Genomic DNA, 22,259 nt, shown 5'->3' with positions numbered 1-22,259 from the left:
CCCCCCCCCCCCCCCCCCCCCCCCCACCCCCCCCCCCCCCCCCCCCCCCCCCCCCCCCCCCCCCCCCCCCCCCCCCCCCCCCCCCGCCCCCCCCGCCCCCCCCCCCCCCCCCCCCCCCCCCCCCCCCCCCCCCCCCCCCGACCCCCCCCCCCCCCCCCCCCCCCCCCCCCCCCCCCCCCCCCCCCCCCCCCCCGCCCCCCCCCGCCCCCCCGCCCGCAAAAGACGGGCGCGGCGACCGACGGTCGCCCGCTCGTCTTCGGAATTCGCCCTGAAGACGTCTATCTCGAGACCGGCGCGCCGGTCGAGGCGCGGGTCCACGATGTCGAGAACCATGGCGTCGAAAAGATCCTGACGCTGCGGGTCGGCGACACCATGCTGCGCGCCACCGTGCCGGCCAGGACCGACGTGCAGATAGAGCAGCCGGTGCGCTTTGCCTGGAACCCGGACAAGGTGGTGCTGTTCGACAAGGGCAGCGGAATAAGCCTGCGTCACGCCGGCTAAGTACAAGCCTCTTTGCTGCAGCTAGGACGGATGCGTTCAAATCGAGCCGTGCATACCGCTCTAAACCATGTGTTTTAGCCGCATTTGTGCGACGTCGAGTGATTCCCTTGGCTGCTAAATGCTCGAGTCTTCCCGTCATCCCCCATACGGGGGATGCGGATGCTCCGATTTGTCGAATAGGCTGATCCTTTGGTCCCAAACGGGCTTTGCAAGCCCAATTTGGAGGCCCAAAACGGAGGGTTGGCTATGGGAACTCTATTTCGCGGTTTTGCGACGATCCTACTCGTCGCCGGTATGGGATTGTCGGCGGCGCATCTGGGCGAGGCGCAGGCAGCCAAGAAAGTTGTCGCCGGCGCGAAGGTCGACGCCAAGAAGATCAAGGATCTCAACGGCACGGTCAATCTGTCCACCAGCGACTGCAAGCTGTTGTTGAGCGGCACCGTCGTGGAAGTCTCGGATGGCAGGTGCGGGGCTTCCGGCAAATATTGCAAGAGCAGCGCCGGCTCGGCCTGCATCACCGAGCAATAACCCGGCCAACGTTTAGCCGGCCTGGCGGATATCAGCCTGTTCCTCGGCCCGGAAATGGCTAGGCGGCGATCCGATGACCCGTTTGAAGGCGCGGCTGAAGGAGGCGTCGGATTCGTAGCCGAGACGAGCCGCGACGACGGAAATCTTGAGCCGGTCGCGGACCAGCCATTGCCTCGCCTGGTGCATCCGCACCTGCGTGACGTACTTTGCCGGTGTTTCGCCGACAATGGTTGCGAAGCGCTCGGCGAAACCTGATCGCGAGGCACCCATCATCTTCGCCAGAGCTTCCACCGTCCAGTCGCGGTTCGGTTCCAGATGGATCGCGGCCAGCACCCGGCCGATCTCGCGGTCCCTGACCGCCGCAATCCAACCGGAAGAGTCGCCGCAGCCGCGCTCGACCCATGAGCGGATGACGGTCGCGGCGAGCACATCGGCCAGCCGCGCCAGGATGCCGCCGGAGCCGACGCGCTCCATCGTCACCTCGCGGGCCATCGCTTCCAGCAAATGCGGGATACCTGGCTCATAGGCCTCCAACTCATGTGCGCGCATCACGTCCGGCATCATGCCGAGCAAGGGGTGCAAGCCATCGAGATTGAAATACATGCTGCCGAAAAACAGCAAGGTCCCCGGACGGCAGCCGGGCATGCCGTCATTCGACATGCAATAGACACCCTTGCAGATTTCCTCGACCTCATAGCCGTGGATCGGCGCCGCCTCGGTACCCGGCTCGCTCGCCAGCGTGTGGGCTGAGCCGCGCGGCAACAATACCGCGTCGCCAGCCTTCAGTTCCACCCATTCGCCGGACGGCTGCAGCAACCAGCAGCCTTTGCGGCCGATGAAATGAAACCGTGCCGCCGCCTGAGCCGGAAAATGGATGCCCCAGGGTTCCTTCATCTCGCAACGGCCGTAATCGACGCCTTCGAGGCGCAATCCGCGCAATATGTCTGTCAGCGGATCACCGGTGACGGGGATTTTGGACGAACGGTCAAGCATAATGGTGTTTCTAGCATGGAAACTCCAGACAGTCACTCCCTATGTTGCACTGCAGCCAGATGCTGCGCTGCAACCAGATCGGAGATCCCTCATGACCGAACCCGCGACAGGCGTCATGGACGCCGTTCTCGACCCATCGGAAACCGGCGAACGATCCGAGCCCGCATGGGGGGCAGTGGTCTCCCTGGCGCTCGGAGTCTTCGGCCTGGTGACCGCGGAATTTCTGCCTGCCAGCCTGCTGACGCCGCTTGCGCAGGATCTCGGCATCACCGAAGGCGCCGCCGGGCAGGCGGTAACGGCAACCGCCGTCATCGGCGCGATTGCGGCGCCGACCATGGCCATTGTCACCAAGCGGCTGGACCGCAGGTTGGTCATGTGGGCGCTGACGGTGCTGCTTGTGCTGTCAAACCTGGTGGCGGCGTTTGCGTCCTCGCTTCCCGTTCTTCTGATTGCCCGCATCATGCTCGGGATCAGTCTTGGCGGCTTCTGGTCGATGTCGGCAGCCATGGCGATGCGGCTCGTTCCGATGCGGCTGATGCCGCGCGCCATGTCGATCATTCTCACCGGCGTTTCGGTGGCGACGGTCTGCGCGGCTCCGGTCGGCGCCTATGTCGGCGACATCTGGGGCTGGCGGACGGCGTTCATGATCGCCGCCGTGGTCGGAGCGCTGGCGCTGCTGGTGCAGGTGGCTACCATTCCGAAGCTGCCGCCTGCAGGTACGGCAGGTTTTCGCACGCTGCTGGAGGTGATGAAGCGGCCGATGATCAGGGTGGCACTGCTGGTGGTACTACTGGTCGCCTCGGGACATTTTGCCGGCTTCACCTATGTCCGCCCGTTTCTCGAGAAGGTGCCCGCGCTGGACATCGAGACGATCTCGCTTGTGCTGCTCGCCTACGGCATTGGTGGCTTCTTCGGCAATTTTGCCGGCGGCTTCATTGCCGAACGCAGCCTCAAGGCAGCCGTCAGCCTGGCGCCCCTGCTGATCGCGTTTTCGGCGCTCCTGCTGCTGGTGGTCGGAGGTTCACCCGTCGTGGCTGCAATAGCAGTGGCCAGCTGGGGCTTTGCCTTCGGCGCCGTCCCAGTCGGGCTGCAGACCTGGCTGGTGCGGGCCGCCCCCGATCAGGCGGAAAGCGCCGGTGGGCTCATGGTTATGACGTTCCAGGTCGCCATTGCGTTGGGCGCCGTCTTCGGCGGCCTGCTTGTCGACAATACCGGCGTTGCCACCGCCTTCGCCTATTGCGCGGCGGCGACGTTGCTTGCGGCACTGGCGGCGTTCTTCCTTGGCCCCAAGCCGATCGACGACCCCAAGGCCTAAACGGAACGGCCGTCGAAGTCGAAGACCGGCACGGCGGCGACGTCCAACGCCTCGATGCAATTAATATTGATATAGGCACTTCGCCCGCTCCCTTCGCCGACATCCTCGGCGAAGGGGTGAATGCCGCAGCTGCGGCAGAAGCGGTGGGCGATGACATGGTTGCCGAAGCTGTAGCGGCCGAGATCATCGCCCCAGGCAAGCACCCGCATGCTCTCATGCGGAACTGCCCATAGCAGTGCACCCTTGCGCGAGCAGATCGAGCAATTGCACCGAACGGCTCCGGTCAGCTCGCCTTCGACCTCGAACGCGACCTTGCCGCAGTGGCAGCTGCCTTGGTAGAGCATCGCGCCTTCCTCCTTCGGTTCGACAGGTGCAAATCCGACCGTGCCGGGCTATGTCTCCTGCGGCCAGTTTCTGGCTGCTACCTTAAGACGTTGCAAGCGCGCGGAGTCCGACACCGAAAAATGCAATCAGCCCGCGATCACCTCGAAGCAATTCTTTCGTCTCTTGCCGCTCGCGTCGACGATGAGAGGGTTTTCGTAAAGCTCTACCCGGAAGCCGCCCGGGCGGCGGCGGACGCCACCGATGCGCGGCGAAAAGCCGGCGTCACGCTCGGGCCGCTCGATGGGGCGATCGTCTCGATCAAGGATCTGTTCGATGTCGCCGGCGAGCCGACCACGGCGGGCTCTCTGCTGCTCGCCAACGCAGCGCCGGCGCTGCGGGATGCCATTGTCGTGCAAAAGTTGCGCCAGGCCGGTGCAATCATCCTCGGCAAGACCAACATGACCGAGTTCGCCTTTACTGCGATCGGCGTCAATCCACATTATGGCACGCCCGGCAATGCTAGCGATGCCAGCCGTATTCCGGGCGGCTCCTCCTCAGGCGCCGGCGTTTCGGTGGGCGAAGGCACCAGCGAAATCTCCATCGGTTCCGATACCGGTGGTTCGGTGCGCATTCCGGCATCGCTGAATGGCGTCGTCGGTTTCAAGCCGACTGCGCGGCGCGTGCCGCTTGCGGGTGCGTTTCCGCTGTCAGCCACGCTGGACTCGATCGGTCCGCTGGCCCGCACCGTCGCCGAATGTGCGGCGGCCGATGCAGTGATGTCGGGCGAAAACCTGGCGGCACTGTTGCCGCTGCCGCTGGACGGCCTGCGCATCGGTATTGCGCGCGGCGTGCTGTTCGATGATACGCACGAAGAGGTCGCGACGACGTTCGACCGGTGTCTGCGCAAGATGGAGCTTAGCGGCGCACGGCTTGTGGAGCTGTCGATCGACGACCTGCTTGCCGATCTGCGCGTGGCAACCCAACGCGCGTCTATCGCGGCGATGGAAGGGGCGGAGATCCATGCCGACTGGCTGGCGGCGGGAGCGACGAGGCCGGTCGATCCGCGGGTAAGCGGGCCATTGTCGCGCGCCGCCGCCATTCCGGCCACGGTCTATATCAGGGCAATGCGCCGCCGCACGGCGCTGGCCGCCGCGATGGATGACCGGCTGGCGTCGGTCGACGTGCTGGCCCTGCCGACCACACCGGGGACGGCGCCGACGATCGTGTCGATGACCAGCGACGAGGCGCTGTGCAACAGGATGGAAGGCCTTCTGCTGCGCAACACGCAGGTCGCCAACCAGTTCGATCTATCAGCCATCTCGCTGCCGATGCCGGGAATGACGCGTCCGGCCGGGCTGATGCTGGTGGCGCGCAATGGCCATGACCACCACCTGCTGCGCATCGCAGCCGGCGTGGAGGGGCTGCTTGCAAATTGATCGCACAGCGCGTGTCAGCGCGACGAGCAGTGGCCGCGTTCGCTGTCCTTGGCGGCGCGTTCGATGCTGGTGGCGACCAGCCAAGGCAGGGTGTACCGCTTGCCGTTGAAGGTCCGGGTACGGTTCTCGATCGAGCCGACAACAACGACCTTGCCGGCATAGAGCTTGTCTGAAAGATCGAGCGCCTTGTCTTGTTGCGGCAGGCGATCGATGTCGATTGAAACGCCTTTGATGAGCTTCCCAGCAGCAAGGTCGAGTGCGCTGTTCGATGGACAGGGCGCCGCCAGGCAGCGTATGCCGTTGTCGCAGAACACGTAGCTGCCCTGTTCGTTGGCGAAGGGTTGCGCCGTCGCCACGCAGAAGCCGGCGGTCAGCAGGAATTTTGTGACGCTTGCCATGCCGGCACCATCGCCGGCGAATTCGGGAAAATTGGGGCGCTTTCAGAAATCGGCAGGGAACCGCCGCCGGTAGTGCTCGACCACTTCGGGGTTGCGCAGATTGACCGGCAATCTGTTGGCCAGCACCAGCAAGGCTTCGCCAGCCGCGCCGACGCCCATGCGCATCATCGACTGCTCGGTAATCCCAGCCATGTGCGGGGTGACGATGACGTTGTCGAAGCCGAAATAAGGATGGTTGGGCGGTAGCGGTTGTGTAGCAAAAACATCGAGCGCAGCGCCGCCGATGCGGCCCTTCTGCAAGGCCTCGATCAGCGCGTCGTCATCGATCACCGGCCCGCGCGAAACATTGATCAGCAGCGCATCCGGCTTCATCCGCTCAATGCGCTCGCGGCTGATCAGCCCCCGTGTTTCGGGCGTCAGCGGGCAGCACAGAACGATGATGTCGCTCTGCTCGATGAGTGCATCGATCGACAGGAAGCCGACCCTGTCCGGCGCCGGCCGCATGCTGCGCGTCGTCGCCACCACATTCAGATCGAACCCATGGGCGGCGATGTGGCCAACCGCCTGACCGATCGCGCCGAGGCCGACAATGCCGATCGTCTTGCCCGCTAGCTCGCTGGCTACCACCGTGTGTTCGCGGCCCGCCAGCCAGCCCTTCGCACGCAAGTCGCGGTCCAACACACGGAAGCGCCTAAGCAGCGCCAGCGCCGCGAACATCACATATTCGGCGACAGATCGCGCGTTCACCCCCGGCACATTCGCCACCAGCACGCCGGCCGCATTGGCCGCTTCCATCGGTACCATGTCCAGCCCGGCGCCGTGGCGGATCGCGGCCCTGAGCTTCTTCGCGCCTTCGAAAAGCGCCGCAGGCAAGGGAGCGCGAACGATGATGACATCGGCGTTCCTTGCCTCGGCGGCCAGCGTGGCCGCATCGAGGGCGGAAGCAACGACGAGTTCGCCGGCCCCAGTCAGCATGGAAGCGGCACGAGGGTGCAGTCTGTGTGTTGACAGGATCTTGGGCATTTCAGGCCTTTTCGAGCGCAGGGCTTTCCGGTTCCGCCCCACGCCCCTCGATCAGCCCCTTCCAGTAGCTTTCCGCGCCTTGCAGGTGGGCGCTCATCAGCGCCTGGGCGAGATTGCCGTCGCGGCGCAGCAGCGCCTCGTAGATCTGGATATGCTCGGCATGGGAGCGCACGCTGCGTTCGGGATCGTTGAAATAGATCGGCAGGCGCAGTTCACCCATCATGTAGTAGACGCTGCAGATATTGTGGAAGACGCTGTTCTTGGTCGCCCGCACGATCTCGAGGTGGAACTCGCGGTCTTCCCGGGCAAGCCCTTCACCGGCGGCGATGCGATCCTCGGAGGCCTTCAGGATCTCGCGCAGCCGCTCGAAATTCTCCTCGGTGGCGCGTGAACAGGCAAGTTCGGCGGCCTTGATCTCGTGGATCTTGCGCAACTCGACCGTCTCGTAGATCTGGACGGGATCGAGCGGCAGGCCGGCGCGGGCGAACAGCGCCATCGCCTCGACGCTCGCCTGCTTCGTATCGATGTAGATCCCGGATTTCGCCCGTCGCTCGACGATGCGCATGGCCTCGAGAATGGCCAGCGCCTCGCGGATCTGGCCGCGGCTGACGCTGAAATGCTCTGCCAGTTCGCGCTCCGACGGCGTGCGGCCCGTCTCCTTGTCCGAATGGGAGAACAGATAGGCGGCGAGTTCCGCGAGAAGGTTCTTTTCTTTCATGTCAGCCGTGTTGCGCGTGCGCCTCCAGGAACCGCTCCGAAATGGTGAATCCCAGCCCGGGTCTATCAGGGATCGCTACCATACCGTCCTTTGCTTCGACAGTCTCTTCGATCAGATCGTGGATCATCGGGTTGGCGCCGAGCGAATATTCGACGGTGAAGCTCGCCGGTGAAGCAGCGCAGACATGCAGCCCGGCAAAGAAGCAGGGCGCGCCGGCCCAAAGATGCGGCGCAAAGCGCAGATTGAAGGCGCTGGCGATGGTGCCGATCTTCATCGCCTCGCTGATGCCACCGCAAAAGGCCGGATCCGGCTGGAATATATCGGCGGATTTGAGCACGGCGAGGTCGCGGAAGGCATAGCGCGTCGCCTCACTTTCGCCGGTGGCGATCGGGATCGAACCGCAGGCGCGCACCTCGGCCATGCCGGGCTTGTCGTCGGCGATCACCGGCTCCTCGAACCAGGCGAGATCGAGGTCGCCGGCGAGATGGATAAAGCGCTTGGCTTCGGCCACCGTGTAGGTGCCGTGCGCGTCGACCATCAGGTCGATATCGGGACCGAGCGCCTGTCTGGCGGCACGGACGCGAGCGGCCGAGATATGTGGGGCGCCGTCCATGGCGCCGACGCGCATCTTCAGCGCCTTGAAACCGCCCTTGGTGATGTAGGACTGCAGCTGGTCGCCGATGGCTTCCGCAGTAGCCCAGCCGCCGGAAGCATAGGCCGGCATGCGGTCCAGCTTGCGGCCGCCGAGCAGCCGCCAGACCGGAACGCCGAGCGATTTGCCAAGAATGTCCCACAATGCGATGTCGACGGCGCTGATAGCGGCGATGCTCATGCCGCGTCGCGCCAATTGCGGCATGGCGTGGCCGGCGCGAGCGGCGCTGTCGTGGCGCGTGCCATTATAGAGCATCTCCCAGATGACGCCGATGTCAGCCGGGTCGCGGCCGACCAGCTGCGGGCCGACCTCGTAGTTCAGCAAATGGACAAGGGCGCCGTAACTGCCGGCGCTGCCGGCGGCATTCTTGCCTTCGCCCCAGCCGACCAGCCCGTCGTCGGTTTCGATGCGCAGGATGGCGGCGTCGAACGTCGCCACCTGACCGAAGTCGCTGCGGTGCTGCTTCGCGGCTTCGATCGGTATGCGGACCCACCAGGCTTGGACCGTCTTGATGCGCATGTTCATCCTCGGCCCGGCCGCGGTGAGGCGGAAGGGCTCTTTCCAAACGGCTCGGCTACTTGATCAGCGGCAGCAGCGTTTCCGCGTTGATGCGCATCTGGTCGGTGTAGAATTTCTCCGTGAGCACGCTGGAGCCGTGGTCCTGAATGAATTTCAGCTGCTCCGGCGAGATGTCGACGGGGTTGCGTTCGACCATGTCGGGATAGGGGGCAGCCGGCGTGCGGTCGACGGGGGCGACGAATTCATTGGTCAGCGCGCCGTCATAGCCGATCTCCTTCAGCGTGCCGACGATCTTCGGCCAGTCGATCTGCCCGAGGCCGGCGGCGAAGCGGTTGTTGTCGGCGACATGGAAGTCGTACAGGCGCTTGCCGACCTGCCGGATGGCGTCGTAGACGTTAAATTCTTCCATGTGGATGTGGTAGGCGTCGAGGCAGACGCCGCATTCGGGGCTGACCGCATCGGCCAGCGCCAGTGCCTGGGCGCCGCGGTTGAACAGATAGGTCTCGAAGCGGTTGAGCGGCTCGACCGCGATCTTGACGCCGACCTTCTTGGCGTGGGTGAAGCATTCCCGGGTGGCGTCGACCACCCATTTCCACTCCTCTTCCTCGGTGCCGTCCGGCACCACCTTGCCGACGGTGGCCGGAACCAGCGTGATGATCTCGCCATCAAGTTCGCTGACCATGGTCAGCACGTCCTTGACATACTGCACCGAGCGCTCGCGTTGGCCCTGGTCCTTGGCGGCGAGATTGCGCTCGCCCAGCATCAGCGTCACCGCTCCCCAGCAGCGAATGCCGTACTCGTTCAACAGTGCGCGCGTCTCCTTGGGCTTGTACTGATCGGGTTCGCCGGAAATCTCGATCGACTCGTAGCCGAATTTCTTGATGCGCTTGAGCGTCGTTTCCAGCGGCTCCGCCCGCATCCAATTGTGCGTCGAAAGATGCATGGTCTATCCTTCCCAGAATCGCCTGTACCAGTTCGCCTGCGGCGCACTCTGCCGAAGCGTGCCGCATGATTCTTCCCCAAGGCGTCCCAGCATTTTTTGCAAACTGGTTCGACCAATTGGGCCTGATGGGAGGTCTACAGTAATTTCATCTGGACGGCAAGAAGTGCTGCCATCAAGCGTTGGCTCCTGTCTATGCTATTGATTATACTTAAACATGTGGCCTAACTCGGCATGGTTGCAGGACCGCGGCAGCGCGTCAAATGGCTTGACCAGATTTCGGCATTTGGTAATACCAGAATAGCGGCGCTGAGCGCGCTGTGCAAAGAGACCAAAGACGCTGGCCCTGTTTTCAATCGGCGCTATGCTTGGTCGTGAAACATAGGGAGATGCCGATGCCGACGACGATGAAGGGGCCTGGTCTGTTCCTGGCGCAGTTTGCGGGCGACGCCGCGCCGTTCAATTCGCTGGCCTCGATCACCAAATGGGCGGCTGGTCTGGGCTACAAGGGCGTGCAGATCCCGACATGGGACGCCCGATTGTTCGATCTCGAGAAGGCAGCCTCCTCCAAGGCCTATTGCGACGAGGTGAAGGGCATCTGCGCCGATGCCGGCGTCGAGATCACCGAACTGTCGACGCATCTGCAGGGGCAACTGGTGGCGGTGCATCCCGCCTATGACGCGCAGTTCGACGGCTTCGCGCCGGCTGCGGTGCACAACAATCCAAAAGCCAGGCAGCAATGGGCGGTCGAACAGATGAAGTTCGCCGCCAAGGCGTCGAAGAATCTCGGGCTCAAGGCGTCGGTGTCGTTTTGCGGCGCGTTGGCCTTCCCATACCTCTACCCCTGGCCGCAGCGGCCGGCGGGATTGATCGAGGAAGCGTTTGCCGAACTCGGCAAGCGCTGGAAGCCGATCCTCGACGTTTATGACGAGAACGGCGTCGATGTCGGCTACGAAATCCATCCAGGCGAGGACGTGTTCGACGGCGCGACATTCGAGATGTTCCTCGATGCGGTCGGCGGCCATAAGCGCTGCAACATCAACTACGACCCGTCGCACTTCCTGCTGCAGCAGCTCGACTATCTCGAATTCATCGACATCTACCACGAGCGGATCAAGGCGTTCCACGTCAAGGATGCCGAGTTCAATCCGACCGGGCGGCAAGGTGTCTATTCCGGTTACCAGAGCTGGACCAACCGTGCCGGGCGTTTCCGCTCGCTCGGTGACGGGCAGGTGGATTTCAGCGGCATCTTCTCCAAGCTCACCCAATACAATTACGATTCATGGGCGGTGCTGGAATGGGAATGCTGCCTCAAGCACCCGGAGGATGGTGCGGCCGAAGGCGCTCCCTTCATCCAGCACCACATCATCAGGGTGACGGAAAAAGCATTCGACGACTTCGCCGGCGGCACGACCGATAAAAAGGTGCTGCGCGGCATGATGGGGATCTAGCACAGATATCCCTCCCCCCTCGAAGGGAGGGTCGATCCACGCAGCGGATCGGGGTGGGGTCGCCGGGCGTAGAGCTCGGCATGAACCAACCCCACCCGGCCCTGCGGGCCACCTTCCCCTCAAGGGAGGGATATTTCAGTGACGAGGGAGAAAATCATGGTTGGCGCATCGAAGACGGAAACGGGAGGCGGTCCGATCCGCTACGGCATGGTTGGCGGCGGACAAGGCGCCTTTATCGGCGCGGTGCACCGCATCGCGGCGCGCATTGATAACGAGTTCGTGCTGGTTGCCGGCGCCTTGTCGTCGAATCCGGAGCGCGCCAAGGCCTCGGCGGCCGAGCTTGGGCTCGATCCGGCACGCAGCTACGGCTCCTATGCCGAGATGGCCAAGGCCGAGGCCAAGCGGCCGGATGGCATCGAGGTGGTGGCCATCGTCACGCCGAACAATGTGCACGTGCCGGCCGCCAAGGCTTTTCTCGAGGCCGGCATCCACGTCATCTGCGACAAGCCGCTGGCGACGACGCTGGCCGAGGCAAAGAAGCTTGCGGCTCTGGTCGAAAAGACCGGCAAGGTGTTTGTGCTGACGCATAACTACACCGCCTATCCGATGGTGCGGCAGGCACGCGAGATGGTGGCCAAAGGACAGCTCGGCGATATCCGCATCATGCAGTCGGAATATCCGCAGGACTGGCTGACCGAAGATCTGGCCGCCACCGGCCAGAAGCAGGCTGCGTGGCGCTCAGACCCCAAGCAGGCCGGTGCCGGCGGTGCGCTGGGCGATATCGGCACGCACGCCTACAACCTTGCCCGTTTCGTCTCCGGGCTGGAGCTCGATTCGTTGTCGGCCGATCTCGATGCCTTCGTGCCGGGGAGGCTGCTCGACGACAACATCAATGTGCTGCTGCGCTTCAAGCCGGTCGGCGGGTCGCACCCGGCCAAGGGAATGATCTGGGCAAGCCAGGTGGCGCCCGGCCACGAGAACGGGTTGAAATTGCGCATCTACGGCTCGAAGGGCGGCCTCGAATGGGTGCAGGCCGACCCGAACTATCTCTGGTACACGCCGTTCGGCCAGCCGAAGCAGTTGATTACCCGTAATGGCGCCGGCGCGCTCCCCGTCGCCGGGCGCGTCAGCCGCGTTCCGCCAGGGCATCCGGAAGGCTATCTCGAAGGTTTCGCCAACATCTATCAGGAAGCCGCGCGGGCTATTCGTGCAGCGCGCCGGAAGGGCGGGAAGCCGGCCAAGGATGTCGTCTTCCCGACCGTGCAGGACGGCGTCGAGGGCATGGCCTTCATCGAGGCCTGCGTGAAGTCGTCGAAGAAGAACGGAGCGTGGACGAAGCTTTAATCGCTGCGCCCGGTTAATGGGAAGTCCCCGTCACCCGGATTGCCACCCGAATTGCAAGGCAATTCGGGGCAATCCGACCTGTCCTCGTGGGGAGAGGAGATCGTTGGCGCTGGCGTTCACCTCTTTTCCCCGGCGGGGAGAAGGTGGCCGCGAAGCGGCCGGATGTGGGGGCTTGTGGCGAAGTCGCCGGAGGAGCAAGCCCGGCCGTAAAAAGGGGAGGGGCGTCGATGAAAATCGGCATGTGCATGTTGTTGTGGACGACCAGTGTCACGAAAAAACACGAGCCGTTGTTGAGGGATATCAAGGCGACCGGCTTCGACGGCGTCGAGATACCGGTCTTCTCCGGCACGCCGGACGACTACAAGAAGCTCGGTGAGTTGCTCGACCGCATCGGGCTGCAACGTACCGCCGTCTCGGCGATGGGCGATCCGGCGATGAATTTGATCTCGCCGGATGCCTCGACGCGCAAGGCCGGTATCGACTACATGAAATCGACGATCGACTGCGCTCAGGCGCTTGGCGCGAACACGTTGAGCGGCCCGCTCCATTCGACACTCGGGGTCTTCTCCGGCAGCGGGCCGACGGCGGCCGAGAAAAAACGTTCGGTCGCTTCGCAGCGCGTCATCGGTGACCATGCCGGCAACAAGGGTGTCACCATCGGGCTGGAGGCGCTCAACCGCTTCGAATGCTATCTGCTCAACACGATGGACGATTTGTCGGCGCATATCGACACGATCGACCGGCCGCACATCAAGGCGATGTACGACACGTTCCATGCCAACATCGAAGAGGCTGACCCGATCGGGGCCTATACGCGCAACCGCAAGAACATCGTCCATATCCACATTTCGGAGAACGATCGCGGCGTGCCGGGCCGCGGCCACGTCCCTTGGAAAGAGACGTTCTCTGCCATCCGCAAGAGCGGTTATGACGATTGGCTGACGATCGAGGCGTTCGGCCGCTCGCTGAAGGATCTGGCCGCGGCCACCAAGGTGTGGCGCGACTTTTCCGAAGGCCCGGAAGCCGTCTACCGCGACGGCTACAGGCATATCAGGAATGGATGGAGGAAGGCGCCCTAACCGCACGCCTGCGCAACGCCTCTGTCAGCCCTGGCCGGCCTGGATCCGGTTGTAGTCGTGGATCGTCCTGCTCAAGCGGCGGCGCAGGAAATTGGAAATGTTGTCGAAGATGAAAACGACGAGCAGGACCAAGAGCACCATATAGAAGACATTGGCCCAGTTGGAATTGGTGCGCATCGCCTCCCAGAGCTTCAGGCCGATGCCACCGGCACCGACGGCGCCGATGATCGTCGCGCCCCTGGTGTTGGATTCCCACTGATAGAGTGTCTGGCTGATGAAGACCGGGATCACTTCCGGCAGCACGCCATAGCGCTGCACCAGCAAGCCGTTGGCGCCGGTCGACTGGATGCCCTCGCGTGGCTTGTCGTCGATGTTTTCGAGGCCCTCCGAATAGACTTTGCCGAGCGTGCCGATCTCGGTGAAGAAAATCGCGGCGCTGCCGGCAAGCGGGCCCGGGCCGAAGGCGCGGGTGAAGAACAGCGCCCAGATCAGCATGTCGACCGAACGCATGAAATCGAAGAACCGCTTTAGCACCTGGCTAAGCAGGCCGCTCGGGGTGATGTTGCGGGCGGCGAAGAAGGCGAGCGGGAAGGCAACGATGCCGCCGAGCAAGGTGCCGAGAAACGCCATGACGATGGTCTGGAACAGCTTCGTCCAGACGTCGCCATGCTGCCATTGGGCGTTGTTCCAGATATTGTCGGCGGCCAGCGCAATGTTTGATGTGCCCGGCTTGAGCTGGGGTCCGGACATCAGCAACGAGACCACCTCGCCGGGCGACTTGCCGAAGAAGGGCGAGCGTGTGTCGAAGACGAAATTCGCCCAGCCGAGGAAGCGTTTGCGGATCTTGACGCGATCGACGGTTATGCGGACCTCGCCGGCAAAGCCCATCCTGGCGACGATCTCATCGTCATGCGCGGTGATCCACTCCGGCACCGGGCCGGATATTACCGGTTTGCCGCTGGTCAACGACATCGGCACCGCCTGGCCATTGGCGACAAGCGTCGCTTCGGCCTTGTCGAAGGTGACCGATTTGGCCCGGCCGTCGATCAGGACGGTGTAGGAGCCGTTGGCGTTGGTGATGACCCAATCGGGATGCGGGTCTTCGCCGAGCGCCGAAAAACGCGGGTATCTGGGTGTGATGCGAGGCTGGTCGAGACGGAATTCCGGCTGCAGATCGTAGCTGATCCATTGCGTCAGGAAGAGCGGCAGGCGCTCCCAGTGCGATTCCCTCAGCACTTGCGGCAGGCTGAAGAACCACAAGGCGTAGAGGAGATAGAGCAGGATGCCGGTGAACAGGACCAGCGGGCCGAAGCGTTTGTACAAGGGCCGCCGGAACACTTGGGGAAAGCGCTCCTCGATCGACCGCATTTCATCGGCGGTCAATGCGGCCATGGGCAGTCTTCTTGTTGATTTGCCATGATCTTTTCCAAAAACCGGAATCCACTTTTTGGGATCATGGTCAGGCACCCATCATGAATGCCTGCTCGCCGACGAGCTTGCGACGAAGCCAGGCGGAAAACTGGTCGACGAGGAAGATCGTCGTGAACAGCAGCAGCACCAATGCCAGCGTCTTGGCGCCGAAGCCGCGCGAGATGGAGAGCTTCAGTTCCTCGCCGATGCCGCCACCGCCGACCGCGCCGATGATGGTCGAGATACGCACATTGATCTCGATCCTGAGCAGCGTGTAGGACATGAAATTGGGCAGCACTTGCGGCAGGCCGGCAAAGCGCACGCGCTCGAACCAGTTGGCGCCGACCGCGCGCAGGCCTTCTTCGGCGCGCATGTCGATGTTTTCGTTGATCTCGTAGAAGAGCTTGCCGAGGGCGCCGATGGAATGCAGGCCGATGGCGACAATGGCTGCGACCGGGCCAGTCGAGAGGATAGCTGCGAACAGGCCGGCAATGACGATCTCGGGGAAGGCGCGAAGCAGTTCCATGAAGCGCTTGACGACGAGCCTGAGCACCGGACTCGGCGTCAAGTTGCGCGCGGCGATGAAGGAAAAGGGCACCGCAAAGACAAAGCCGATGAAAGTGGAAACCAGCGCCACGTTAAGCGTGGTGAGCATCAGCTCGAAATATTCGGGTAGATAAAAGCCGCCCCAGAGATAGACGCGGCCAAGCGGGAAGTTGAACTCTTGGCTGCCCTTGTCATGCGGCGATGCGATGTCGAACAGCGCCCGCCAGACGTCGTTCCAGTCCTTGGGAACAAGCCAACTAAGGAAATCCAGTATGTGCGGCAGCCGATCGAAGAAATGTCCGGCATTGGCCTCGTCGGCGAACCACATGGCTGTGCACATGGCGACAAGCAGTGAGCCGATGCCGAGCGCCGTGTAGAACCGTCGCAAGGACGTCTGGCGTCGCCAGGCGTCTGCTGCCTGCCGGACCGCGTCTGAACGAATTGTAGCGGCGAAGGTCATACGGGGTCACGAGCGGACACACAAAAAGGGCGGCGACCGCATCGGCCCGAAAGTCGACTTTCGGAAAGCACGATGCGGCATCTAAGTGTTAGAGCGTACTTTGTGCGTCCAAGTGGACGCACGTCGCTCTAATGGACACCGTCCTTTTCGAAATTGTCGTCAGCCGCCGATCGCGGCTTTGCGGGCTTCGACGATGACGCTGTAGAAGTCCGGCTTCACCGGAACATAGCCGGTGAAATCGCCGCCTTCGATGGCCTCGAAGCAAGGCTTGTCCTTGGCCGGCAGGCCGGTGAAGAAGTTGGCGAGCTTGGCGCTCATGTCGCCGCCGAGTGCGGTGCGCACGACCAGCGGGCCGTTCGGGATCAAGCCGGAGCGCCAGACTTCAACGAAATCGTTGGGGTCCACGGCGCCCTTGGCGACTTCCTTGTGGAAGGTGCCGGAGGTGTAGCCGTTCTTGAAGTCGCCGATGCCCGAGGAGTCGTCAACCGCAACATCGACCTTGCCGTCGCGAACCGCGAGAAGGTTGTTCTCGTGGCCGCCATTGAACTGGGTCGAGGCGAAGAAGGTTTCGTTCGAAGCGCCGGTGTCCTTCGGGATCTGGGTCAGCGGGATCAGGTAGCCGGAGGTCGAATCCGGGTCGGCATAGCCGAGCTTCTTGCCCTTGGCCGACTTGATGTCGGTGATGCCGGACGACTTCAGCGCAAGGCCGATCGAATAATAGCCGGTCGCGCCGTCGGTCTGCTGGGTGGTGAGGATCGGGGTCACGGCGTTCGGATCCTTGAGGTAGACGCTGGCATAGCCCGACGCGCCAAGCTCTGCGAAATCGAGCGTGCCGCCGAGCAGGCCCTGGATAACGCCGTCATAGTCGGCGGCCGGGAACAGCGAGACCTTCTCGAAGCCGAATTCGGACTTCAGGTGATCGGCGAGGCACTGAAAGTTGCGCAGCCGGTCCGCTTCGTTTTCACCGCCAAGGATGCCGATGCGGAATTCCTTGATATCCTGGGCGTGAGCGGCGCTTGCCGCGATGGCGAGCAATGAAACGGCGCCAAAAACCATCTTCCTGAACATTATCTCTCTCCTGTTGGTCCCGGCCTCGCGCCGGTAGCGTTCGAATTTTTTGACAGGTGCCTTTGACGCGGGCGGGCGATCGGGCCGTTCTCAATATCCCGGGAATGCGGGCTCGAGCGGTCCGGCGGATGCAGCGATTTTCTGTTTGATGGCGACACTGGTGGAGGTGATGGCCTCGGAGATTTCGCCGCCATTGCTGTCGGCGCCGTAGACCATGCGCACGGCCTCGCGGTTGAGGGCTTCAGGCGGGCCGTCGAAGACGACCTTGCCGGCGGCCATGCCGATGATGCGGTTGCAGTAGGTGCGGGCCGTATCCAGCGTATGCAGATTTGTGATGACGGTGATGCCCTCGCGCAAATTGATATCCTGCAGCGAATCCATCACCACCTTGGCGTTGAGCGGATCGAGCGAGGCAATCGGCTCATCCGCCAGCAACACCTTCGGCTGCTGCATCATGGCGCGCGCAATCGCAACGCGCTGCTGCTGGCCGCCGGAAAGCGTGCCGGCCGGCTGCAGGGCGGTGCGGGCGATGTCGAGGCGCTCGAGGGCTGCAACCGCCTCGGCGCATTCACCGCGGGAGAACATGCCAAATAGGTTGGACAGCGTCGAGCGGTGGTTGAGCCGGCCGAGCAGCACATTGGTCAGCACATCGAGGCGCGGCACGAGATTGAACTGCTGGAAGATCATGGCGCAGTCGCGCTGCCATCGCCGGAGCGGCGAGCCGCGCAACCCGGAGACCTCGACGCCGTCGAACAGGATGGATCCCTGGCTGGGATCGATGAGGCGGTTGATCATGCGCAGCAGCGTCGATTTGCCGGCGCCGGAGCGGCCAATGATGCCGACCATCTGGCCTTGCGGAATCGCGATGTGAACATTGCTGACGGCGGTGTTCTTGCCGAACCGGCGGGTGACGCCGCGGATTTCGAGCGTAGCTGACATGGTGCAGGCTCCAGTCCAATCGCAATTGAAGGTCTGTTTACCCTGGCTAGCGCAGCCGCATGAACCTGCGGTGTCGGAACGATGTCAGTTTTGTTACTGCCCACAGCCTGGAGCGGGGCGGGATCAACTCGGCGCGAGAAGCTCGAATGGTGAATGGTGAATAGTGAATGGTGAATGGTGAATGGTGAATGGTGGCAAGAGAGGCTTCCCTGAGCCTCGAAACCTGTCCGCTGCCCCCATTCACATTCACCATTCACCATTCACGACCCTCAGCCGCCATATTTCTCCAGAAACGCCTCCGCCGACAATTCCCGAAAATCGTCGAGCGCGGCGCGCAGCCTTGCATGGTCCCAGTCCCACCAGGCGAGCGCCTGGTAGCGCTCCGCGGTGCGGCGGTCGAAGCGTTCGCGGATCGGCTTGGCCGGCACGCCGGCGACGACGGTGTAGGGCGCGACGTCCTTCGACACCACCGCGCCGGCACCGACCGCAGCGCCATCGCCGACGGTGACGCCGGGCAGGATGGTCGAGCCGTGGCCGAGCCAGGTGTCGTGGCCGATGGTGACGCGTTTGGCGCGGCGCTTGGCGAAGAATTCGCTCTCGTGCTCGGCGTCGTCCCAATAATCCGAGGCGCGATAGGTGAAATGGTGCAGCGTCGGCCGCCAGGTCGGATGGTTGGTAGCGTTGATGCGCACGCTTGCGGCGATGTTGGCGAATTTGCCGATCGTTGCGCACCAGACGCCGCAGTCCTGCATCATGTAGGAATAGTCGCCGAGCGTGCTTTCGGAAACCCGGCAGCGCTCGGCGATCTCGGTCCAGCGGCCAAGCGTCGAGTTCTCGACTTCCGCCGTCTCGTGGATCAGCGGCGCCTCCGACAGTTTCCTGGTCATGCGGCAATTTTTCCGGCGGCGAAGGCGGTCACGTCGATGATACGGTCGGCCACCGCCTCACGCACGTCGTGATCGTGGAAGATGCCGAGCAAAGCGACGCCCGCCGCCTTCTTGGTGGCGATCAGGGAAATCACCACGTCGCGGTTCCTGGCGTCGAGCGAAGCGGTCGGCTCGTCGAGCAGCAGGATCGGGTGCTCGGTGATGAAGCCGCGCGCGATGTTGACGCGCTGCTGTTCACCGCCGGAGAACGTCGCCGGCGGCAGCGCCCAGAGCTTCTCCGGCAGGTTGAGCTGCGCCAGCAAGGCGCGTGCCTTGCCGTGCGCGACCTCGCGCTCCTCGCCGCGCTCGACCAGCGGTTCGGCCACGACATCGAGCGCAGAGACACGCGGCACGGTGCGCAGGAACTGGCTGACATAGCCGATGGTAAGCCGGCGCACGGCAAGCACGGTGCGCGGGCTGGCGGTTGCGAGATCGATCAGCCCGCCCTCGTGCTGGACGATGATCTGGCCTTCGTCGGCGGCATAATTGCCGTAAAGCATCTTCAGGATCGAGCTCTTGCCGGCGCCGGACGGGCCGCCGAGCACGGCGCATTCGCCGGCCCTGATCGCGAACGAGACACCGGCGACCACCGGCAGTTTGATGCCGTCGCGCAGATGCATGGTGAAGCTCTTCGCGACATCGGAGACAACGAGCGGGGTTGCCATCAGAGGGTTCTCCAATCGTCATTTGTCTGCGGGCCGGAGTACCCCCACCTTCGGTCCGACCTCCCCACAAGGGGGAGGTAGGGCGCCGGCGTTTTACCCTCCCCCTTGTGGGGAGGGTCGCTGCGAAGCAGCGGGGTGGGGGTAGGTGCCAGGCAAATGCGTCCCATGGTCACACCTGCAGGATCGAGGACACAAGCAACTGGGTGTAGGGCGCGCGCGGATCGTCGAGGACGCGGTCGGTGAGGCCGCTTTCGACGACGCGGCCGTCCTTCATCACCATTATGCGCTGCGACAGCAGACGTGCTACGGCGAGATCGTGGGTGACGACGATGGCCGCCAGGCCGAGATCGGTGACTAGGCCGCGCAACAGATCGAGCAGGCGCGCCTGCACCGAGACGTCGAGGCCGCCGGTTGGCTCGTCCATGAACACCAGCCGCGGCCCGGTGACGAGGTTGCGGGCGATCTGCAGGCGCTGGCGCATGCCTCCGGAAAAGGCGCGCGGCTCGTCGTCGATGCGGTCTTCGTCGATCTCGACACGCGACAACCAGTCGACCGCGGTGGCGCGGATTTTTCCATAGTGGCGGTCGCCGACCGCCATCAGCCGCTCGCCGACATTGGCGCCGGCCGACACCGTCATGCGCAGCCCGTCGGCCGGGTTCTGATGGACAAAACCCCAATCGGTGCGCATCAGGAAGCGGCGCTCGGCCTCGCTCATGCGGTAAAGTTCGCGAAACTGGCCGTCGCGCATCCGGTAGCTGGCGGTGCCGGAGCTGGGCAGCAGTCGAGTTGACAGGCAGTTGAGCAAAGTCGTCTTGCCGGAACCGGATTCGCCGACCACCGCCAGCACTTCGCCCGACCAGAGGTCGAAAGTGACGTTCTCGCAGCCGACGCGCGAGCCGTAGAATTTGGACAGCGCCGAAACGCGCAGCAGCGGTTCGTCTGTCATTGCTTCTCCTTACCCTCCCCCTCGTGGGGAGGGTCGGCGCGTAGCGCCGGGGTGGGGGGTGAGGCGGTGGCAGTACCCCCACCCGCGCCTTCGGCGCGACCTCCCCACAAGGGGGAGGTAGGGGCGTTGCGCCGCCTCTCGCAATGATCGGTATCGGAGCAGACGAACATGTGGCCGCCATGGTCGTCGAGGATGACCTCGTCGAGATAGACGTTCTCGGCCGCGCACAGCGCGCAGGGCTGGTCGAAGGTCTGCACCTCGAACGGATGGTCCTCGAAATCGAGGCTGACCACATCGGTGAAGGGCGGCAGCGCGTAGATGCGCTTTTCGCGGCCGGCGCCGAACAATTGCAAAGCCGGCGAACGGTGCATCTTCGGATTGTCGAATTTCGGCGTCGGCGAGGGATCCATCACATAGCGGCCCTCAACCTTGACCGGGTAGGCGTAGGTGGTGGCGATGCGGCCATGCCTGGCGATGTCTTCGTAGAGTTTTACATGCATCAGACCGTATTCCTCCAACGCATGCATCTTGCGCGTCTCCGTCTCGCGTGGTTCGAGGAAGCGCAGCGGTTCGGGGATGGGCACCTGATAGACCAGCACCTGGCCGGCACTCAGCGGATATTCGGGAATGCGGTGGCGCGTCTGGATGATGGTCGCCTTGGCCGTCTCGGTGGTGACGGCGACATTGGCGACCTTCTTGAAGAAGGCGCGGATCGAAACCGCATTGGTGGTGTCGTCGGCGCCCTGGTCGATGACCTTGAGCACATCGTCCGGGCCAATGATCGAAGCGGTGACCTGCACGCCGCCGGTGCCCCAGCCATAGGGCATCGGCATTTCGCGCGAGGCAAACGGCACCTGGTAGCCGGGGATGGCAATGCCCTTGAGGATGGCGCGGCGGATCATCCGCTTGGTCTGCTCGTCAAGATAGGCGAAGTTGTAGGTGGCGATGTCCGCTGGTTGTGCACTCATTCCGCTGCCTCCTTCTTTTCTTCGGCCTTGCCGGCATTTTCGCGGGCGTCGTGCTCGGTGCGCATGCGGCGCACGAGGTCGAGCTCGGCCTGGAAGTCGACATAATGCGGCAGCTTCAGATGCTCGACGAAGCCGGTCGCCTGGACATTGTCGGAATGCGAGATGACGAACTCCTCATCCTGCGCTGCGGCGATGACATCCTCACCCAACTCCGAGGCGCGCAGCGCGCGGTCGCATAGCGCCATGGCCATGGCCTTGCGCTCGCTCTGGCCGAAGACGAGGCCATAGCCGCGGGTGAATTGCGGCGGCGCCTTTGCCGAGCCCTTGAACTGGTTGACCATCTGGCACTCGGTGACGCGGATGCTGCCGAGCGGCACGGCAAAGGGCAGCTCCGGCACCTCGAGCTCCAGTTCGACCTCGCCGATGCGAACCTCGCCGACAAACGGGTGGTTGCGCGCGTAGCCGCGCTGGGTTGAATAGCCAAGCGCCAGCAGAAACCCCTCGTCGCCGCGCGACAGCGCCTGCAGGCGGATGTCCCGCGCCATCGGGAATTCCAGCGGCTCGCGGGTGATGTCGCCGGGGGTATGATCCCCAAGCATGTCGCCGTCGGGCTCGATCAGGCCTTCGCGGGCGAGGATGGCCGAGACGCGCGGCATCGCCTCTGCTTCGCCTGCACGCTGTTCCGGCTCGGCGACATCGCCGCCGGTAGCAAGTTCGGGATCGAGCAGCCGGTGGGTGTAGTCGAAAGTCGGGCCGAGCAACTGGCCGCCGGGCAGATCCTTGTAGGTCGCCGACACTCGCCGCTCGACCAGCATCGTGCCGGTGTCGATCGCCCTGGTGTAGCCGAAACGCGGCAGCGTGGTGCGATAGGCGCGAACCAGGAAGATCGCCTCGATCATGTCGCCGCGCGCCTGGACGATCGCCAATGCCGCCAGTTCCCTGTCGTAGAGCGAACCTTCGCTCATCACCCGATCGACGCCGAGCGCCAGCTGCTCGACGATCTGGTCTAGACGAAGTGCGGGCACCGAACGGTCGCCGCGCCGGCGGTCGGCGAGCAGTTTGTGAGCATTGCGAATGGCCGTCTCGCCACCCTTTACCGCAACATACATG

Annotated in this window: 22 protein-coding genes and 1 pseudogene; 7 read left to right on the top strand and 16 right to left on the bottom strand. The window is 63.8% G+C overall.

Translation table 11 applies throughout. From position 1 onward, the window contains the following. Positions 1 to 225: 225 nt before the first annotated feature. Both NKH41_RS20570 and NKH41_RS20565 read left to right on the top strand, forming a co-directional pair. Positions 226 to 501, top strand: a pseudogene (locus NKH41_RS20570) (TOBE domain-containing protein); the annotation flags it as partial. Positions 502 to 747: 246 nt separating this feature from the next. Next, positions 748 to 1,029: a hypothetical protein gene (locus NKH41_RS20565; protein WP_352474067.1), complete on the top strand. Its 282-nt coding sequence runs from the start codon at positions 748 to 750 to the stop codon at positions 1,027 to 1,029. A gap of 12 nt (positions 1,030 to 1,041) precedes the next feature. On the opposite strand, the gene NKH41_RS20560 is transcribed toward NKH41_RS20565, so the two are convergent. Beyond that, positions 1,042 to 2,022 carry an AraC family transcriptional regulator gene (locus NKH41_RS20560; protein WP_352474069.1) on the bottom strand — a complete coding sequence of 327 codons (981 nt, stop codon included), beginning with the start codon at positions 2,020 to 2,022 and terminating at the stop codon, positions 1,042 to 1,044. A 91-nt stretch (positions 2,023 to 2,113) separates the two neighbouring features. Between NKH41_RS20560 and NKH41_RS20555 the strand changes: the two genes are divergently transcribed. Next, entirely contained in the window at positions 2,114 to 3,337 is a 1,224-nt protein-coding gene (locus tag NKH41_RS20555) for an MFS transporter (RefSeq protein ID WP_352448398.1), read from the top strand. Here the strand turns inward: NKH41_RS20555 and NKH41_RS20550 are convergent. After that, entirely contained in the window at positions 3,334 to 3,681 is a 348-nt protein-coding gene (locus NKH41_RS20550) for a GFA family protein (protein ID WP_023675184.1), read from the bottom strand. The two genes, NKH41_RS20555 and NKH41_RS20550, sit on opposite strands and share 4 nt — an antisense overlap. 120 nt (positions 3,682 to 3,801) lie before the next feature. Between NKH41_RS20550 and NKH41_RS20545 the strand changes: the two genes are divergently transcribed. Then, complete coding sequence (locus NKH41_RS20545; protein WP_352613143.1) at positions 3,802 to 5,097, top strand: amidase; 1,296 nt, start codon at positions 3,802 to 3,804, stop codon at positions 5,095 to 5,097. A 14-nt stretch (positions 5,098 to 5,111) separates the two neighbouring features. On the opposite strand, the gene NKH41_RS20540 is transcribed toward NKH41_RS20545, so the two are convergent. From NKH41_RS20540 to NKH41_RS20520, 5 genes are read right to left on the bottom strand one after another with little or no spacing between them, the layout of a single operon-like run. Beyond that, on the bottom strand, positions 5,112 to 5,495 hold the full coding sequence (locus NKH41_RS20540) for a hypothetical protein (RefSeq protein ID WP_352613141.1): 384 nt from the start codon (positions 5,493 to 5,495) through the stop codon (positions 5,112 to 5,114). A 42-nt stretch (positions 5,496 to 5,537) separates the two neighbouring features. Beyond that, positions 5,538 to 6,518 carry a hydroxyacid dehydrogenase gene (locus NKH41_RS20535; RefSeq protein WP_352448395.1) on the bottom strand — a complete coding sequence of 327 codons (981 nt, stop codon included), beginning with the start codon at positions 6,516 to 6,518 and terminating at the stop codon, positions 5,538 to 5,540. 1 nt (position 6,519) lies between these two features. After that, on the bottom strand, positions 6,520 to 7,236 hold the full coding sequence (locus NKH41_RS20530; protein WP_292661187.1) for a FadR/GntR family transcriptional regulator: 717 nt from the start codon (positions 7,234 to 7,236) through the stop codon (positions 6,520 to 6,522). 1 nt (position 7,237) lies between these two features. Beyond that, the gene (locus NKH41_RS20525; protein WP_023675189.1) at positions 7,238 to 8,407 is read right to left on the bottom strand and encodes a mandelate racemase/muconate lactonizing enzyme family protein; all 1,170 of its coding nucleotides are present in this window, start codon (positions 8,405 to 8,407) and stop codon (positions 7,238 to 7,240) included. Between the two features lie 55 nt (positions 8,408 to 8,462). Then, complete coding sequence (locus NKH41_RS20520; protein ID WP_352448392.1) at positions 8,463 to 9,350, bottom strand: sugar phosphate isomerase/epimerase family protein; 888 nt, start codon at positions 9,348 to 9,350, stop codon at positions 8,463 to 8,465. A 392-nt stretch (positions 9,351 to 9,742) separates the two neighbouring features. Between NKH41_RS20520 and NKH41_RS20515 the strand changes: the two genes are divergently transcribed. The 3 genes from NKH41_RS20515 to NKH41_RS20505 all read left to right on the top strand — a co-directional run bounded on the left by NKH41_RS20515 (position 9,743) and on the right by NKH41_RS20505 (position 13,221). Next, positions 9,743 to 10,798, top strand: coding sequence for a sugar phosphate isomerase/epimerase family protein (locus tag NKH41_RS20515; RefSeq protein ID WP_352766971.1), 1,056 nt, complete (start codon positions 9,743 to 9,745; stop codon positions 10,796 to 10,798). Positions 10,799 to 10,954: 156 nt separating this feature from the next. Continuing rightward, positions 10,955 to 12,142, top strand: a complete 1,188-nt coding sequence (locus tag NKH41_RS20510) for a Gfo/Idh/MocA family protein (protein WP_352766973.1) — start codon at positions 10,955 to 10,957, stop codon at positions 12,140 to 12,142. A 227-nt stretch (positions 12,143 to 12,369) separates the two neighbouring features. Next, positions 12,370 to 13,221 (top strand): sugar phosphate isomerase/epimerase family protein, encoded by an 852-nt coding sequence (locus tag NKH41_RS20505; RefSeq protein ID WP_352766974.1) that lies wholly within the window; start codon positions 12,370 to 12,372, stop codon positions 13,219 to 13,221. 24 nt (positions 13,222 to 13,245) lie between these two features. Here NKH41_RS20505 and phnE (NKH41_RS20500) read toward each other — a convergent pair whose 3' ends face one another. From phnE (NKH41_RS20500) to NKH41_RS20460, 9 genes are all read right to left on the bottom strand, one after another. Then, entirely contained in the window at positions 13,246 to 14,613 is a 1,368-nt protein-coding gene (phnE, locus tag NKH41_RS20500; RefSeq protein WP_352766976.1) for a phosphonate ABC transporter, permease protein PhnE, read from the bottom strand. 67 nt (positions 14,614 to 14,680) lie between these two features. After that, positions 14,681 to 15,637 carry a phosphonate ABC transporter, permease protein PhnE gene (gene phnE / locus NKH41_RS20495; protein ID WP_352766978.1) on the bottom strand — a complete coding sequence of 319 codons (957 nt, stop codon included), beginning with the start codon at positions 15,635 to 15,637 and terminating at the stop codon, positions 14,681 to 14,683. A 159-nt stretch (positions 15,638 to 15,796) separates the two neighbouring features. Next, the gene (phnD, locus tag NKH41_RS20490) at positions 15,797 to 16,705 is read right to left on the bottom strand and encodes a phosphonate ABC transporter substrate-binding protein (protein ID WP_352474085.1); all 909 of its coding nucleotides are present in this window, start codon (positions 16,703 to 16,705) and stop codon (positions 15,797 to 15,799) included. Between the two features lie 90 nt (positions 16,706 to 16,795). Next, positions 16,796 to 17,644, bottom strand: a complete 849-nt coding sequence (phnC, locus tag NKH41_RS20485) for a phosphonate ABC transporter ATP-binding protein (protein WP_352644070.1) — start codon at positions 17,642 to 17,644, stop codon at positions 16,796 to 16,798. Between the two features lie 269 nt (positions 17,645 to 17,913). Further along, entirely contained in the window at positions 17,914 to 18,531 is a 618-nt protein-coding gene (locus tag NKH41_RS20480; protein WP_352474087.1) for a DapH/DapD/GlmU-related protein, read from the bottom strand. Next, entirely contained in the window at positions 18,528 to 19,235 is a 708-nt protein-coding gene (phnL, locus tag NKH41_RS20475; protein ID WP_352685856.1) for a phosphonate C-P lyase system protein PhnL, read from the bottom strand. Before phnL ends, NKH41_RS20480 begins: the two co-directional genes overlap by 4 nt. A gap of 169 nt (positions 19,236 to 19,404) precedes the next feature. Further along, on the bottom strand, positions 19,405 to 20,181 hold the full coding sequence (gene phnK / locus NKH41_RS20470) for a phosphonate C-P lyase system protein PhnK (protein ID WP_352685857.1): 777 nt from the start codon (positions 20,179 to 20,181) through the stop codon (positions 19,405 to 19,407). Then, positions 20,178 to 21,149, bottom strand: coding sequence for an alpha-D-ribose 1-methylphosphonate 5-phosphate C-P-lyase PhnJ (locus tag NKH41_RS20465; RefSeq protein ID WP_352766980.1), 972 nt, complete (start codon positions 21,147 to 21,149; stop codon positions 20,178 to 20,180). Before NKH41_RS20465 ends, phnK begins: the two co-directional genes overlap by 4 nt. Continuing rightward, a complete protein-coding gene (locus tag NKH41_RS20460; protein WP_352766981.1) occupies positions 21,146 to 22,258 on the bottom strand; it encodes a carbon-phosphorus lyase complex subunit in 1,113 nt (370 codons plus the stop codon). Before NKH41_RS20460 ends, NKH41_RS20465 begins: the two co-directional genes overlap by 4 nt. Position 22,259 lies beyond the last annotated feature (1 nt).

The organism is Mesorhizobium sp. M1169 (assembly GCF_040318345.1).
In the GTDB taxonomy this organism is placed as follows: Bacteria; Pseudomonadota; Alphaproteobacteria; order Rhizobiales; family Rhizobiaceae; genus Mesorhizobium.
The sequence above is the reverse complement of the archived record's forward strand: the minus strand, read 5'-3'. Positions and strand labels throughout refer to the sequence as shown.

Excerpts from the sequence above, each read along its gene's own strand:
- NKH41_RS20565 (WP_352474067.1), top strand. The coding sequence starts at position 748 with ATGGGAACTCTATTTCGCGGTTTTGCGACGATCCTACTCGTCGCCGGT.
- NKH41_RS20560 (WP_352474069.1), bottom strand. The coding sequence starts at position 2,022 with ATGCTTGACCGTTCGTCCAAAATCCCCGTCACCGGTGATCCGCTGACA.
- NKH41_RS20555 (WP_352448398.1), top strand. The coding sequence starts at position 2,114 with ATGACCGAACCCGCGACAGGCGTCATGGACGCCGTTCTCGACCCATCG.
- NKH41_RS20550 (WP_023675184.1), bottom strand. The coding sequence starts at position 3,681 with ATGCTCTACCAAGGCAGCTGCCACTGCGGCAAGGTCGCGTTCGAGGTC.
- NKH41_RS20545 (WP_352613143.1), top strand. The coding sequence starts at position 3,802 with ATGCAATCAGCCCGCGATCACCTCGAAGCAATTCTTTCGTCTCTTGCC.
- NKH41_RS20540 (WP_352613141.1), bottom strand. The coding sequence starts at position 5,495 with ATGGCAAGCGTCACAAAATTCCTGCTGACCGCCGGCTTCTGCGTGGCG.
- NKH41_RS20535 (WP_352448395.1), bottom strand. The coding sequence starts at position 6,518 with ATGCCCAAGATCCTGTCAACACACAGACTGCACCCTCGTGCCGCTTCC.
- NKH41_RS20530 (WP_292661187.1), bottom strand. The coding sequence starts at position 7,236 with ATGAAAGAAAAGAACCTTCTCGCGGAACTCGCCGCCTATCTGTTCTCC.
- NKH41_RS20525 (WP_023675189.1), bottom strand. The coding sequence starts at position 8,407 with ATGCGCATCAAGACGGTCCAAGCCTGGTGGGTCCGCATACCGATCGAA.
- NKH41_RS20520 (WP_352448392.1), bottom strand. The coding sequence starts at position 9,350 with ATGCATCTTTCGACGCACAATTGGATGCGGGCGGAGCCGCTGGAAACG.
- NKH41_RS20515 (WP_352766971.1), top strand. The coding sequence starts at position 9,743 with ATGCCGACGACGATGAAGGGGCCTGGTCTGTTCCTGGCGCAGTTTGCG.
- NKH41_RS20510 (WP_352766973.1), top strand. The coding sequence starts at position 10,955 with ATGGTTGGCGCATCGAAGACGGAAACGGGAGGCGGTCCGATCCGCTAC.
- NKH41_RS20505 (WP_352766974.1), top strand. The coding sequence starts at position 12,370 with ATGAAAATCGGCATGTGCATGTTGTTGTGGACGACCAGTGTCACGAAA.
- phnE (WP_352766976.1), bottom strand. The coding sequence starts at position 14,613 with ATGGCCGCATTGACCGCCGATGAAATGCGGTCGATCGAGGAGCGCTTT.
- phnE (WP_352766978.1), bottom strand. The coding sequence starts at position 15,637 with ATGACCTTCGCCGCTACAATTCGTTCAGACGCGGTCCGGCAGGCAGCA.
- phnD (WP_352474085.1), bottom strand. The coding sequence starts at position 16,705 with ATGTTCAGGAAGATGGTTTTTGGCGCCGTTTCATTGCTCGCCATCGCG.
- phnC (WP_352644070.1), bottom strand. The coding sequence starts at position 17,644 with ATGTCAGCTACGCTCGAAATCCGCGGCGTCACCCGCCGGTTCGGCAAG.
- NKH41_RS20480 (WP_352474087.1), bottom strand. The coding sequence starts at position 18,531 with ATGACCAGGAAACTGTCGGAGGCGCCGCTGATCCACGAGACGGCGGAA.
- phnL (WP_352685856.1), bottom strand. The coding sequence starts at position 19,235 with ATGGCAACCCCGCTCGTTGTCTCCGATGTCGCGAAGAGCTTCACCATG.
- phnK (WP_352685857.1), bottom strand. The coding sequence starts at position 20,181 with ATGACAGACGAACCGCTGCTGCGCGTTTCGGCGCTGTCCAAATTCTAC.
- NKH41_RS20465 (WP_352766980.1), bottom strand. The coding sequence starts at position 21,149 with ATGAGTGCACAACCAGCGGACATCGCCACCTACAACTTCGCCTATCTT.
- NKH41_RS20460 (WP_352766981.1), bottom strand. The coding sequence starts at position 22,258 with ATGTATGTTGCGGTAAAGGGTGGCGAGACGGCCATTCGCAATGCTCAC.